At 46.1% G+C, this 14788-nt stretch carries 12 protein-coding genes; 7 read left to right on the forward strand and 5 right to left on the reverse strand.

Features of this window, described 5'->3' with window-relative positions:
• The first annotated feature begins 4 nt into the window (after window positions 1-4).
• Entirely contained in the window at window positions 5-544 is a 540-nt protein-coding gene (locus VOA_RS07310) for a hydrolase (RefSeq protein ID WP_000932876.1), read from the forward strand.
• A 71-nt stretch (window positions 545-615) separates the two neighbouring features.
• Here the strand turns inward: VOA_RS07310 and VOA_RS07305 are convergent, their stop codons facing one another.
• Entirely contained in the window at window positions 616-795 is a 180-nt protein-coding gene (locus VOA_RS07305; RefSeq protein WP_000866094.1) for a hypothetical protein, read from the reverse strand.
• 468 nt (window positions 796-1263) lie between these two features.
• On the opposite strand from VOA_RS07305, the gene VOA_RS07300 reads away from it, so the two are divergent.
• Window positions 1264-4044: an alkaline phosphatase family protein gene (locus VOA_RS07300; RefSeq protein ID WP_032468337.1), complete on the forward strand. Its 2781-nt coding sequence runs from the start codon at window positions 1264-1266 to the stop codon at window positions 4042-4044.
• Between the two features lie 38 nt (window positions 4045-4082).
• Here the strand turns inward: VOA_RS07300 and VOA_RS0118345 are convergent, their stop codons facing one another.
• Window positions 4083-4928, reverse strand: coding sequence for an AraC family transcriptional regulator (locus VOA_RS0118345; RefSeq protein ID WP_000339642.1), 846 nt, complete (start codon window positions 4926-4928; stop codon window positions 4083-4085).
• 121 nt (window positions 4929-5049) lie between these two features.
• Here VOA_RS0118345 and VOA_RS07295 point away from each other — a divergent pair, with 121 nt between their 5' ends.
• From VOA_RS07295 to VOA_RS07275, 5 genes are all read left to right on the forward strand, one after another.
• Window positions 5050-5583 carry a carboxymuconolactone decarboxylase family protein gene (locus tag VOA_RS07295; protein ID WP_000087096.1) on the forward strand — a complete coding sequence of 178 codons (534 nt, stop codon included), beginning with the start codon at window positions 5050-5052 and terminating at the stop codon, window positions 5581-5583.
• Between the two features lie 506 nt (window positions 5584-6089).
• Window positions 6090-8210 carry an anaerobic ribonucleoside-triphosphate reductase gene (gene nrdD / locus VOA_RS07290; RefSeq protein ID WP_000802765.1) on the forward strand — a complete coding sequence of 707 codons (2121 nt, stop codon included), beginning with the start codon at window positions 6090-6092 and terminating at the stop codon, window positions 8208-8210.
• Window positions 8211-8214: 4 nt separating this feature from the next.
• Window positions 8215-8682: an anaerobic ribonucleoside-triphosphate reductase-activating protein gene (nrdG, locus tag VOA_RS07285; RefSeq protein ID WP_001106213.1), complete on the forward strand. Its 468-nt coding sequence runs from the start codon at window positions 8215-8217 to the stop codon at window positions 8680-8682.
• A gap of 122 nt (window positions 8683-8804) precedes the next feature.
• Window positions 8805-9986 (forward strand): amino acid aminotransferase, encoded by a 1182-nt coding sequence (locus tag VOA_RS07280; protein WP_000494046.1) that lies wholly within the window; start codon window positions 8805-8807, stop codon window positions 9984-9986.
• 57 nt (window positions 9987-10043) lie between these two features.
• Window positions 10044-10736, forward strand: a complete 693-nt coding sequence (locus VOA_RS07275; RefSeq protein WP_001075505.1) for an ATP-dependent zinc protease family protein — start codon at window positions 10044-10046, stop codon at window positions 10734-10736.
• Window positions 10737-10802: 66 nt separating this feature from the next.
• Here VOA_RS07275 and fruA read toward each other — a convergent pair whose 3' ends face one another.
• The 3 genes from fruA to fruB are packed head-to-tail and all read right to left on the reverse strand — an operon-like array spanning window position 10803 to window position 14679.
• Window positions 10803-12554 carry a PTS fructose transporter subunit IIBC gene (gene fruA / locus VOA_RS07270; RefSeq protein WP_000684708.1) on the reverse strand — a complete coding sequence of 584 codons (1752 nt, stop codon included), beginning with the start codon at window positions 12552-12554 and terminating at the stop codon, window positions 10803-10805.
• Window positions 12555-12572: 18 nt separating this feature from the next.
• On the reverse strand, window positions 12573-13526 hold the full coding sequence (gene pfkB, locus VOA_RS07265) for a 1-phosphofructokinase (RefSeq protein ID WP_009356022.1): 954 nt from the start codon (window positions 13524-13526) through the stop codon (window positions 12573-12575).
• 10 nt (window positions 13527-13536) lie between these two features.
• The gene (fruB, locus tag VOA_RS07260) at window positions 13537-14679 is read right to left on the reverse strand and encodes a fused PTS fructose transporter subunit IIA/HPr protein (protein WP_000891953.1); all 1143 of its coding nucleotides are present in this window, start codon (window positions 14677-14679) and stop codon (window positions 13537-13539) included.
• Window positions 14680-14788 lie beyond the last annotated feature (109 nt).

Below are 14788 nucleotides of genomic sequence, written 5' to 3' on the forward strand. Positions count from 1 at the left end.
CGATATGCTCAACAAAAATGATACAGGGCTTATTCTGATTGATATTCAGGGTAAGCTGGCTCGTATAGTGGATGAGAGTGATGTGCTGATAAAACAGTGTCAGGCGTTGATTCAAGGTGTACAGTCTTTAGACATGCCAATACTCTGGTTAGAACAAAACCCTGAAAAATTAGGCGAGACGGTTGAAGAGTTGCATGAGCTCCTGCCCAATATCAAACGGATTAAAAAATACATGTTTGATGCCTGTCTAGAAGCCGATTTCATGCGTGCGATTCAGGAGTCTGGTTGCAAATCATGGTTAGTGGCGGGGATTGAAGCTCATATTTGCGTTTATCAAACCGCCAGTCATTTAAAACAGATAGGCTACGATGTGCATTTGGTCATAGACTGTATATCCTCGCGAACCCAAGCTAATAAAAACTTAGCGATTGATAAACTGACTCAGCAACACGTAGCCATAACTGGGGTTGAGATGTGCCTTTATGAATTGGTGCAAGATTGTCGAACTCGTGAATTCCGCACCATTTTGAAGTTGATCAAATAGTTTGCTTTTCACTTAATCGGTTTGGTTTTGTGATTAAGTAAGGCTGCGTTGCGGCAATATAAAGCTATTTATTAACTGAGCACAAGTTCACCGTTTTCATCAATGTATAAATGTGCTTGACTGTTTTCAATCAATTCTACCGCACAAATCGGGGTGACAGAAAAGAGCTCTCCTTTAGCATGAAAAACAGGCTCATCCCAGAAACTGTCTTTATAGCTACCCGCTTGATCAAACTGAATCAGAACTTTCATAACGACTTCCTAATAAAACAAGGTGAGTGAATTAAAAATAGGAAAGTTTAGTTGGTTGCGTAAATGTTAAATTACGTAAGCTAAGGTTGCTGATTTGCGTTCAACTTATTTTTAATGATGCACTACCCACTTTATTTTCTTGGTTTTCTTGGTTTTTTCCTTGCTTTGACCGAGAGCTTGACTGGGTAAAAGAGAATGAGCAATTCGGACCTAGATTGGTTAAACATGTGGGGTTTAAAGTGCTACAAATCAGTTTCAATAAGAAGGAGATATAGAGTCCGAATTCTAAAAACATCTGTTGATTCATTGTGTTATCAAAGGCAGAGTGTTCAGTCTCTAAGACTCACTCCGCATCAATCTGCAATAGGAATAAACATGAACTCCCCCTATCAATGTAAAAAATTATCCTTAGTAGCGCTTTTAGGATGTTTCCCTTTTGTGGTGAATGCGACTGTTGAATCGATTCCTATGGTAGGAAGTGTTTATAACTCTGCGCAGGTCTTTAAGCATCAAATCACGCATTCGCTGAGTTATTCAACGGCTTTGACTCGTGATGCCGCGCTGTTTACCATCGCTGGTGTCACTCTAGACAGTTATATCTTAACTCTTCCACTAGACGTTAAAACCAAGGCTAGAGTGATCAAGCAAATTTCTGATCCTACTTACGCTATTCCACTAGGCTACTTTCTTTATCAGTATTACGACCGTTACAGCGGAATGTCGACGGAGGATCAATTTAAAAAATACTTATCAAGCGTGTATGACGACCAAGCGTTAAAAGGTTTTGAACACAGCTTATTTTCGCTTGGGAAACCAGTTATCACGGAGCAAAGTCAACATACTAAAGATCAAGCGCACCAAGAGGGGATTAAGGTTGATAGTCAGTTTATTGCCACCATGGTGGCTTTGTATGATGCTCTGGTGCAAATTGGCGAATGGCGCGATCTCAAACAGTTGCCAGCACAGTACCAATATTTATCTGATGCGCCTGCCGATCGTGCTTTGGTGGCTAAAATTCAGCCTCTCGTGGTAGATATCTTGCGACAAGCTGCCAGTGGTATGGATGAGGGAGAAATGAAAAACGCCCTATTGAGTGTATTGGAAGACGCTAAACCAGAAAATGTTGATAAAGTGAATAACAAAGCGCAAGCGGTCACTGTCAGTTTGATTGATTTTGTCCGCTTGAACGTCTTAAAAGGTTATCGTCAATTCCTATATCAGCAAGAACGCACGGAACGCTTACAAGATTGGCTTGCCGATAAATTAGATAGCGACCCCAAACAGCTGATTGCATTTTTACAGTCCCAACAACAACGTCGCTTCGCGGTTCAAGTTACAGTGGATGGTTTACAGCAAGGATTGTTAGAAGGCTTGGTTGATCCGCAAAAACCTTTTATTCAGAAGGCTTACCAACAGCATTTGTATGCTGAACAGTTTAAAAATGTGTTCGCGCTTGAAACGCCAGAGCATGAGCAGCAAGTTCGTTTTATGCAGGTACTTTCTGAGCAGCCTTATCATGATCCATATTACTTGCCATTCTTCAAACAGCTTTATCAGAACTATCGTTCAAGTATTGTGCAAGTCGGGATCTCCTCAACCCCGACTATCAGCGTGCGTAATCTTCCTATCATAAAAACAGGGGCTAAAGTTTCAGGGCCTGACGGTACAGGTATTCCCAATTTTCATTTTGTGGATCGTCAAGACGATCGTGCTTATTACTTTTTTGGTAACGATGCTTTGCAGCTCGATCGCCTCATGAATGAGCGCGGGGTGAAGACGATGTTTGATCGCCTCGATTATCTGAAAACGTTGAACTGTAACGGCCAATATGATTGGAATGCTCATGTGACCTATGATGGATTGGTTAACTTAGGCGCAGGAGAAGCGCTGCGAGACTTTGGGGAGAAGCGTTGTATACGAGAACTCAATGAGAGAGCCGTGGTGGAACGGCAACTGACGGAATTAAGAACCAAGCTCGTTGAGCAGATCACTGCGTATCAGAACACTGCGACATGGGCACTACTGACACGCGTTACATTGAAGCAACGCCTTGAGCAACAGTTAAACAAATATGCAGAGCTTGATATGCATGGTATGCCTGACTACACATTGATTTATAACCCTTGGCCAGATCATTTCGCCCATTTCACAGGCCCATTTAGCGATGAAGTGATCATGCCAACTGGAGAGCTAAATCGCCTGGATTACTGGTTGAGGGAAACGGAAGCCGCATACCAAACGGCGGGGGTTTACGATCGCACCCTATGGGGAATGGCGGGCGATCACGGTTTATCGCCAGTTTATTATTCACTGAACCCTGAAAAGCAAATTTTCATGCCACTGCAACGAGAATTGGGCATCTCAATCACGGTGGATAAAATCTCTTCTGATGAAGGGGAAGGGCCCAAATTAACAAATGCATTAAATGCGCCGAGCTACCAAACGGTGGATGTGGTGGTGGCTTCCACGGCGGGTGGCAATTTCATGTTGGACTTTTTTAACTCTGCGACGGGGTGGGCAACCCAACCTGTTTTTCAAGAATTAACTCAATGGCAGCCGAGAGGCAGCCGTAAATCCATTGACATTATTCATGAAAGCTTAAAGCGGTTAGGCGATACACTAGATTACCTTGTGGTGAGAGAATCTTCCTGTCAACTGGGAGACTGCGCGGTACGGGTGATCGGTATGCGTGATGGAAAACGGAGAGATGAAATCATCCGACAATCTGGCAACAAACGTTTCTATTCGGCTGTACAAGGTAAGCCGCAGCTTTTGCAACTGCAGCAACTTAACCCATATTTACCCACTCCAAACACTGACATACTTAATGAATTCGCTCAGTTGGTGGATAAGTGCCTGTATCGTGCACAGGAAAGTAATGTATCCAGTTGGTGTGATGAAATGGAATGGAGAAGGCTTACACGTTTTACACCTCGCCCTGATTCCGTGAATCAATTAGCGGCAATTTATGAAGAAGAACGCGCAGGTACTATTAATCTCTTTCCGCGTGAAGGCTTAGGTTATAACACCAAAGTTCCTGGCCGGCATGCGGGGGAAAGTTACCTAGAAAAAGATGCCTTTTTAGGTTTCTGGGGAATACCGATAGGGCGTAATGTCAACGCCTTGCAATCGGAGCAAAATGGCTCACTCGCTCCAACGTTGTATGAATACCTCACGGGTGAAAGTGTGGTCGTGGGTGAGAACGGATGGGGATACCCCTCATTGCTTAATCAGTTAGATATTCAGTAGATCTCATCATCACAGTGAGGGGTTATGTCACCTGTGGTTCATTCTGTAGGGTCAATAACCTCTCCACTATTTCGTTTATGTTGTTGCAACCAACGCGTTGGTGTTAAACCAAATTGTCGTTCGAAGGCGCGAGAAAAAGCCACCCCACCACTGTATCCCACTTCTAAAGCAATAAACTTGATAGGTTGCCCTGAAAGCAGCAATTGCTTCGCCAGCAGTAAGCGTGACTCTGTCACGTAACTTAGCGGAGGCTGACCGATCACTTGATGAAAACGTGCTGCGAATTGAGCCCGAGACATACCGGCCAAATTGGCTAATTCTGCAATGGTCCACGGAGTATCGAGGTTAGCATGAATGGCTTCGATGGCTTTGGCGAGTTTAGGATCCGTCATTGCGGCCAATAAACCAGATTCACATAAATGGTGTTCAACCAGATGGCGCAATAGCAGCAGTAGCAGAAGATCCAATAAGCTAGCCACTACCGCGGTATGGGCATAGCGCTGAGAAAACGCTTCTTCAAACAGCAAATTAATGGTAGGTGCTAGCCCATCGAGTTGTGCAAGGGGAATGATCAATGTGTCCGGCAAGGCACGAAATAAGGGGGAGTCTCTAAAGGTTAAGCGAGCACAAACCAAATCACACCCACTGAAATGCATAGGCTGCAAGCGATGATGTCGACCACGAGGATATACGATCAGTGTCGGTTCACGGAGTGTAAGGGCGGAACTGCCCGCTTGGTGTAGAGCCAACTCGCCACTGCGTAATAAATGGAGTTGCCCTGTATTGCCGTATTCGACACTTTCCGAACTTTGACAAAGATTGCCAGAGAAAAACAAGCTGGCTTTGGGGGCGGCATGTTGAATTAGGGTTGAGAGCGCATCCATGAGATAAGACGTATTGTATGATTTTATGGATTTTTAGTGATAATTCGTATTTTTCATTGTGTCAATATACACAACGTTAATTCACTGAAACACAAATCACAAAATCAATAAGGAGCTTATCATGAGCCGTATTACCCCTGTATCCAACCCACAAGGCGAAGCTGCTGTAACCCTAAATGCGATCAAACAGAAAATCGGCATGGTTCCGAATCTGTATGCAACGGTGGCACACTCATCGACCGTATTGAATGCTTATTTGGCATTTAGCGAAGCGCTTAGCCAAGGCCGCTTAACGGCTAAGCAGCGTGAACTCATTGCGCTTGCCGTTGGTCAAGCTAATGCGTGCCAATACTGTTTGTCTGCCCACACCATGATTAGCCGTAGTACGGGTTTATCTGATGAACAGATCCTTGTCGCGCGTCAAGGTACAGCACTTAATGCCTTGGATAACGCCTTAGTGCAACTGGCTGTCTCTCTGGTAAAACAGCGTGGCGTGATTGCGGATGAACAATTGGAAGCAGCACGAGCACAGGGTGTCGATGAAGGATTGGTTTTTGAAGTATTAGCTCAAGTGAGTGCGAATACTTTTACAAACTATGCAAACCACGTAGCTGGCACTGATATAGATTTTCCTAAAGTAAACGTGCAACTGTAACAACAGTTCAAACTCTCTTTCGGCATGGCCGGAAGTTTTTCAAGAGCGCCGTGATGGCGCTTTTTTTGTCATCCCTAAACCACCGCTTTTAGCGGTGGTGATTGTTGTCAATGACAACGACTCGCAATAGATAAGGTGATAGCTTCGCTACAAAAATGAGAAGTTAATCCGTATCTAAGACGTTAAATTTCTGCACACTTTCATCGCTTAAACATCGATTGCTTGCGGTAACTCAGTCACCACAATAAGCAGGGTCAAACTTTCCTCAGTTCAGTTACTCAAATCACAAAAATAGTTATTTTCAAGGTTTCTTTCTGGTTTGGGATCTTCCCCAATAAGATCGCATTGATCTTACTCATTGGTCTATTTTCGTTGATCTAAATCAATACTCTCACTTGATGCATTTCGTTAAATACGCCACAACATATAGTGTCAGTCGCAGAAAAATTAGCCCTATATAGTGTATTTGTGGATAACTCTGTGGGTATGCTGGGTAAGGAGAAAAGGTGAAACCTATCGTAATCAAGCGTGATGGCTCAAAAGCCCCGTTTAACAGGGATCGTATCCAAGCTGCTGTGGAAAGCGCAGCTGAACATGCAGATCAAGAAATCGCCATCTATGCGTTGAATGTCGCGTTAGCGGTTGAGCTCAAGCTAAAAGGTTACGAAGAGGTGCATATCGCCGAGATTCAAACCCTCGTAGAGAACGAGCTAATGCAAGGCCCGTACAAAGCATTAGCTCGTTCATACATTGAATATCGCCATGACCGAGATGTTGCGCGTGAGAAGCAGAGCAAACTGACCAAAGAGATTGAAGGACTGATCGAAGAGAGCAATGCCGATTTGCTGAACGAAAATGCGAATAAAGATGGCAAAGTGATCCCAACTCAGCGTGATTTGTTAGCAGGTATTGTGGCTAAACATTATGCTAAAACGCGTATTTTGCCGCGTGATGTAGTGCAGGCACATGAGAAGGGTGATATTCACTATCACGATCTGGATTACGCACCATTCTTCCCAATGTTTAACTGCATGCTGATTGATCTCAAAGGCATGTTAACCCACGGTTTCAAAATGGGTAATGCGGAAATTGATACGCCTAAGTCAATTTCAACCGCAACGGCGGTGACTGCGCAAATTATCGCTCAAGTCGCTAGCCATATTTATGGCGGTACCACCATCAACCGGATTGATGAAGTGCTCGCACCTTATGTGACGGCTAGTTACGAAAAGCATTTAGAGATTGCTCGTGAGTGGGATATTCATAGCCCAGAAGCGTTTGCTAAATCCCGCACTGAGAAAGAGTGTTACGATGCATTCCAATCTTTGGAATATGAAGTGAACACCCTACATACAGCAAATGGGCAAACCCCGTTTGTGACTTTCGGTTTTGGTTTAGGCACTAGCTGGGAATCGCGTTTGATCCAGCAATCGATTTTGAAAAATCGCATCGCAGGTTTGGGCAAAAACCGTAAAACGGCAGTATTCCCGAAACTGGTATTTGCGATTAAAGATGGTCTTAACCACAAAACCGAAGATCCTAACTACGACATTAAGCAGTTGGCGCTGGAATGTGCTTCTAAGCGCATGTACCCAGACATTCTGAACTACGACAAAGTGGTTGAGGTGACGGGGTCATTCAAAACCCCAATGGGTTGCCGTTCATTCCTGAACACCTATGAAGAAAATGGTGAGCTGATCCATGAAGGGCGTAACAACCTTGGGGTGGTAAGCTTAAACTTGCCACGCATCGCGCTTAAAGCCAAAGGTGATGTGAAGCAGTTTTACGCACTACTCGATGAAAAGCTAAAACTGGCACGTCGTGCGTTGGATACTCGAATTAATCGTTTAGAAAATGTGAAAGCCCGTGTAGCCCCTATTCTGTATATGGAAGGTGCATGTGGTGTGCGTTTGAAAGCTGATGATTCGATTGCCGATATTTTCAAACATGGCCGCGCCTCTATTTCACTAGGCTATATTGGTGTGCACGAAACCATCACGGCATTGTTTGGTGCTCAAAAACACGTTTACGATGATGAACAACTGCGTGAAGAGGCGGTGAAAATCATCCTGCACATGCGTAACACCGTTGAGCAATGGAAGAAAGAAACGGGCTACGCGTTTAGCCTGTATGGTACGCCAAGTGAAAACTTGTGCAGCCGATTCTGCCGTATTGATGCCAAACAATTTGGCGTGGTAGAAGGGGTGACCGATAAAGGTTACTACACCAACAGTTTCCACTTAGATGTACAGAAGAAGGTTAACCCTTACGACAAGATCGATTTTGAAATGCCGTACCCAGAAATTTCCAGCGGTGGTTTCATCTGTTACGGTGAATTCCCTAACATGCAACGCAATGTTGAAGCGCTGGAAAACGTGTGGGATTACAGCTATCAGCGAGTGCCGTATTACGGTACTAACACGCCAATTGATGAGTGTTACGAGTGTGGCTTTACTGGGGAGTTTGATTGCACGAGCAAAGGGTTTGTTTGCCCACGCTGTGGCAACCATGAACCAACTAAAGTTTCTGTTACACGCCGTGTGTGTGGTTATTTGGGCAGCCCAGATGCACGTCCATTTAACGTTGGTAAGCAAGAAGAAGTAAAACGTCGGGTAAAACACCTGTAACACTATGAATTATCATCAATACTATCCAATTGATGTGGTCAACGGGCCGGGGACACGCTGCACGCTGTTTGTCTCCGGTTGCGTGCATCAATGCAAAGGGTGCTACAACCAAAGCACTTGGTCCGTTTCATCTGGCCATCTTTATACTCAAGAGTTGGAAGATCAGATCATCGCGGACTTAAACGATACACGCATTAAACGCCGCGGTTTGTCGCTCTCTGGCGGTGATCCTCTTCATCCTGCAAATCTCGAAGCGGTTTTACGTTTGGTACGCAGAGTAAGAGAGGAATGTCTGGGTAAAGACATCTGGCTATGGACAGGTTATCGTCTAGACGAACTTAGTGAACAGCAGCAACACATTTTGCCTTATCTCGATGTGCTAGTGGATGGTAAGTTTGAGCAAGCACTGGCGGATCCTATGCTGGAGTGGCGGGGGAGCGAAAATCAAGTGATCCACCGTTTTACTCTCTAATTTTGTTGTTCTCAGCGCCGAGATTAAGGCTGTGGTGCTGAGAGCAAAAAATCCCTTTCGGTTTTTATCTATCTGGTTTACTTTGTGGGTTGTTACCTGAATTTCAAAGGGTTGTGACTTTCATGTTTACTCATTTAGCAGCTCCAGTTCTAGATCCGATACTTTCTCTCTCTGTCGCCTTTCGTAATGATCCTCGTCCGCAAAAAGTGGATCTAGGCATAGGCGTTTATAAAAACAGTCTTGGCGAAACTCCTATCATGCGCGCCGTAGCTATGGCGCAAGATAAAGTGGTTGCGACTCAAAAAACCAAATCGTACGTTGGTCTTGCCGGTTGTGAAGAATTCAACCAGAGCATGATGCAATTAGTTTTAGGTTCCACACTCGATACTGAACGCACGATCGCGATCCAGACTCCTGGTGCCAGTGGTGCACTAAGAATGCTTGGGGATTTGATGCGTGTCGCGCAGCCTGAAACAACAGTTTGGATCACCGATCCTAGCTATGTGAACCACAAACCCGTGATGGAAGCAGCAGGGCTAAAAGTGCGTTACTACCGCTATTTCAGCCGTGAGACCAAAATGGTCGATACCGAGCTGATGTTGGCGGATTTGGCACAAGCCGGCCCGAAAGATGTGGTTCTACTGCATGGTTGCTGCCATAACCCTACGGGGGCTGACATCGACTTTTCAGCATGGCAAGCAATCACCGATCTTGCACAGAAAAACGGCTTCATTCCATTTGTGGATATTGCTTACCAAGGTTTTGGTGATGGTTTGGAGCAAGATGCGCAAGGTTTACGTTATATGGCTGAACGCATGGAAGAGATGTTGATCACCACCTCTTGTTCAAAGAACTTTGGCTTGTACCGTGAACGTACAGGAGCGGCCATCGTTATTGGTAAAAGCCAGCAGGATGTGACCAATGCTCGTGGAAAAATGCTGACACTCGCGCGCTCCACATACACCATGCCACCTGATCATGGCGCTGCTTTGGTGAAAACCGTGCTTAGAGATGAACAGCTCACCACTATTTGGAAGCAAGAACTGAGCGAAATGCAGCAACGTTTGTTAACTCTGCGCAAAGATTTGTGTAATGAGTTGAGAAATCAACACAATACGCGACAATTCGATTTTATTGAAAGCCATAGAGGGATGTTTACTGTACTCGGGTTTTCGGCTGAACAAATGGGTCGCTTACGTGAAGAGTTCGCGATTTATGGCGTTGCAGATGGGCGGATCAATATCGCCGGTCTGACCGAAAAAGACATTCCTTATGTCGCGAATGCAATTATTCAAGTGTCGTAAATGAAGATGGCAAACACATACCCAATCAGGAAGGGTGGTATTTGATTAGGTGAAGAGATGAATCAACCACTGAAATTGTTAGTGTCGTTAATGTTAAGTAGTGGGTTAGTGGCTTGCGCTACGACTCCCGTGCCCAAGGAACCTGAGAAAAAACCGGAAGCTACAGTGCCGGTGCAACCAGTAGAGAAGCCTGTGGTGGAAACGCCAACTGAGGATAACGCTCCTCTAGTGGAAACCTTGCCTGTGCTTGAGCCTGCACACACGTTGGAAACTGAAGTTAAACCCAAGGATGACTTTTCCACGGCAAAACGTACCTCTGATGGCAAAATCATTTTAGGTGAGAAAGAGTGGGCTTATATCCCAGGTTTGAAAGAGAGCTTTAAAGCACGGATTGATACTGGGGCGACCACCTCTTCAATCAGTGCGGTAGATGTGGTTCCTTTTGAGCGAGATGGTAAAGATTGGGTGAAGTTTCGCATTGAGCACGACAATATTCGCAGTGAAGAGTTGAGTTTGCCCGTTGAACGCTGGGTGAAAATTCGTCAATCGAGCACCGATAAGACTCAGCGCCGTGCTGTTGTTGTCGCATGGATTCAGATTGGGGATTTGAAAGAGCAAACGGAGTTTACTCTAGCAGATCGCACCCATTTGACTTACCCATTATTACTTGGCCGCAGTTTCTTTAAAGATGTCGCTGTCGTGGATGTTTCACGCCAGTTTATTCAAGACAAACGAACGGACAAAAAATAGAGTCAAATAGAAAAGCCAGTGGGAGTCCACTGGCTTTTTTGTGGGTAGAGTATTAGTCGGCAGTCACTAAGCTGTTGCGACTTTCGCGGGTGCAGCTTTTTTCACCATGGCATAGCCAAAACCAGTAATCGCAGTACCTACAGCAATCGCAACGAGGTAGAGCAATACAGGGCTAATTGCATTTGGGATCAAGAGTACGAAGAGACCACCGTGTGGTGCCATCAGTTTTGCACCAAACAACATGGAAAGTGCACCTGTTACTGCTCCACCAGCCATACAAGCGGGGATGACACGCATTGGATCTTTGGCCGCAAATGGAATCGCACCTTCGGAGATGAAACACAAACCTAAGACAAAGGATGCTTTACCGGCTTCACGCTCACCCGCTTCAAATTTATCTTTCGCGATGAAAGTAGCCAGACCCATCCCTAAGGCTGGAACCATACCTGCTGCCATGATCGCCGCCATTGGCGCATAAGTTTGCGAGGCGAGTAGACCAACACCGAAAGTGTATGCCGCTTTGTTGACTGGGCCACCTAAGTCGAAACACATCATCGCACCGAGTACAATGCCCAACAGAACCGCATTCGCTGATCCCATATTATTGAGGAAGCTTGTCATGCCAGACATGATGCTCGACATTGGGCCGCCCACCACATAAATCATCACAAGACCCGTGAATAAGCTCGCGATGAAAGGGATGATCAGGATAGGTTTAAGCGCCGCCATTGATTGAGGCAGTTGTACTTTATCGGCAATAAATTTTGCACTATAGCCGGCTAGGAAACCCGCCACGATACCGCCAAGGAAACCTGCGCCAGTTGAGCTTGCGAGCATACCGCCAATTAAGCCGGGTGCTAATCCTGGGCGGTCAGCAATCGAAAAAGCAATGTAACCGGCTAAAACGGGGATCATCAGTGCAAAGGCGGAGCCTCCCCCGATCTGCATCAAAGCGGCTGCTAAAGTCCCCTCTTGCTTAAAGGCTTCGATACCGAAGACGAAAGAGAGCGCGATGATAAGGCCACCGGCAACCACCACGGGAAGCATGTGAGAAACACCCGTCATTAGATGTTTATATACACCTTTCTTCTCTTCCGATTTTTCGCTCGCACCGCTGTTTACTGAGCTTGTGAAAGTTTTGGCAAGTGCAAATGCGTTATTCAGTTCTTGAGCGGTTTTCTTTAAAGCCAAACCTGTGCTGGTTTTGTACAGTTTTTTGCCGTGGAAGCGTTCTAATGGGACATCAATATCAGCAGCGATGATCACTAAGTCAGCTTGAGCGATCTCTTGATCCGTGAGTTGGTTTTTCGCACCGACAGAGCCTCGTGTTTCGACTTTGATTTGATGACCTTGACGTACCGCTTCTGCCTCTAGAGCTTCGGCTGCCATGAAGGTATGAGCCACACCCGTTGGGCAGGCGGTGATGGCAACGATTCTTTTCGCTGCAATCTGATTACTTGCAGCCGCAATAGGTTTTTCTGACTCAGCCTGAGTGACTTGTGTTTGAGTCAGCTCGCTCGCTTGCGCAGCCGCTTGATTCAAATACGCGACAGGGTCGGTCGTGCAAGCTGAAATTGAGCTTTGATACACTTTTTTACCCACGAAGCGTTGTGTGTCAGTGGTGCTGTTGGTGGCGAGCACGATAAGATCTGCCGATCGGATTTCATCCTCTGTTAGGGTATGGCCAGCAATCACTGTAGAGTGGCATTCAATGATTGCCTCCCAACCTAAGGTTTTACAGGCTTGCTGCAATAAACCTGCAGCGATAATGCTGTTAGCAACGCCACTTGGGCATGCGGTTACAATGGCTATTTTCATATTCACGACCTTCTGTCCTTAGGCACTCATCACGGGATGGAGTGCGGATACTTGCACTTGTTGTTGTAGAGTATTGAGTTGTTCCTTATCACTGATACCCACACCCACTTGCGTTACAGCAAGTGCGGATAGAGCGGTAGCGAAACGAAGCAGATGTTCTTTTTCCATCTGTTGCATGTGTCCCCAGCAGAGACCAGCAACCAGCGTATCGCCAGCACCGACTGTGCTGACAACGTGCATTTTGGGTGGTTTAGCATGCAGCCATTCATGGTGATGTAGCCACATAACCCCCGCAGCGCCCATAGAGATAACAATGTTTTCAATCTCTTTTTGAGCGAGTTCCGCTGCGGCTTGTTGGCAGTCCGTTAGGGTTGCCAATTCTCGGCCACACCACTGCGCGAGTTCTTCATCGTTGGGTTTGATCAACCACGGTTTAGCATCTAGTCCTGCGAGTAATGCCTCGCGGCTACTATCAAACAGCACTTTTTTATTCATACTGTGTAATTGAGCAATCCAACCTGCACAGCGTTGTGGCGAAACCCCTTTGGGTAAACTGCCTGCGAGAACAAAATAATCATGATCTTGCGCTAAACGCAGTAAGGTGCGTTCGAAGGCTTCGATATCAGTTTGAGAGACGGAAATACCAGGGAAATTAATATCACTGACCTCACCATCCTGCTCGACCAGTTTGACATTGATCCGTGTGGCTCCCGCGATGCGGATGAACTCGTCACGTACGCCAAGTTCAGTAAACAGTTGGCAAAATAGCTCTTGGTTATCACGACCAAGAAAACCTGTGACGGTAACATCCGCTCCCAGTTCACTCAGCACCTTAGCCACGTTGACGCCTTTTCCGGCTGCATGCAGTGAGCTTTGCTCAACAAGGCTGACCGACCCTACATTTAGCTGCGCCATGCTGCCGGTTAAATCCAATGCTGGATTTAAGGTAATGGTGACGACTTTATTGTTCATCATCTCCCCCTCAACCTTCACCCAAACCGGCATTAATCGCGGCACCGATCGCTTGCAGTGCCGCTTCGGCATCTGGGCCTTCTGCACTGAATTGCAACTGATGATTATTTTTCACACCTAAGGCGATCACTTTCATCAAACTTTTTGCGTTGACTATTTGTCCATCACCATCAAGATTGGAAACCCGAATGCTAGATTCAAATTTCTTCGCTTCGGCGACCAACATCGCGCCTGGGCGGGCGTGCAAGCCGTGAGTGTTTTTGATGCGAAACACGGCACTATGCTCTGCTTGTGAGGCGGTATCGGTGCTGACTTGTGGTTCTGCCTCCGTAAACATGGCAAGGAGTTGGTTAACATCCGCTTGTAAGAGCTGTTCTTGCTGCTGTTGAAAAACAAGTTGAGAAAGTTTGTTTAACAGGGGTTGATGGGCATCATTACACACGGAAAATGCGATCAGCGCTTTAACCGTTTGCTCTTGGTATTCACAATGATTTGCGGTGGTTACGATAGACATTCCCGTGCGTTTTACGGCGCGATCACTGGCAATTAGCCAAACACCACGGCCCAAGTGGGTAGGGGATTTGGTCACTAACTCTGCAACAAATTCGCTGTCTGCGCAGCCTGTATTTTTCAGTAGTCCACCAGCGACTGCACTCATTTGCACCATGTCGCTTGCCGGAAATTGCAGTTGGATCAATGAGGCATCAAAATCGGCGCTGAGTTGTGCTTCACCCTTAATAATTGCGATGATCTGCTGCGCCGTTTTCGCTTTATGTAAGGCTTGCTCTACGCCCTCTGCAGATAACACTTTCGTGAGCTGTTTGAGAATGCCTAAGTGTTCATCCGATTTTGCCGCAATCCCAATCGCAACATAAACACGGTTGCCATCTCCCCAATCTAAACCTTGTGGAAAGTGCATGGCGGTTACACCCGTTTGCTGTACCAGTTCTCGGGTATCCGTTGTGCCATGAGGAATTGCAATACCATTCCCCAAATAAGTCGAGTGCTGCGCTTCGCGATTGAGCATACCTTGCGCGTAACCTTCAGCAACGAAACCTTTTGTGATCAGTGCGTTCGCGAGTCCTTGGATTGCAGCTTGCTTATTGTCGAACTGCTGCTGCAATTGAATATCTTGTGTGGTGAGTTCCAACATACTTAACCCCTTGTTGCCTGCCTATTTTGGCGGGATGCATCCATACCACTGACCTATGAAGTGTAGGTGGCTTTGGATATGTTTAACGGATGCGATCCGCTCTCTATTT

This window comes from Vibrio sp. RC586, assembly GCF_000176715.1.
Taxonomy (GTDB): Bacteria; Pseudomonadota; Gammaproteobacteria; order Enterobacterales; family Vibrionaceae; genus Vibrio.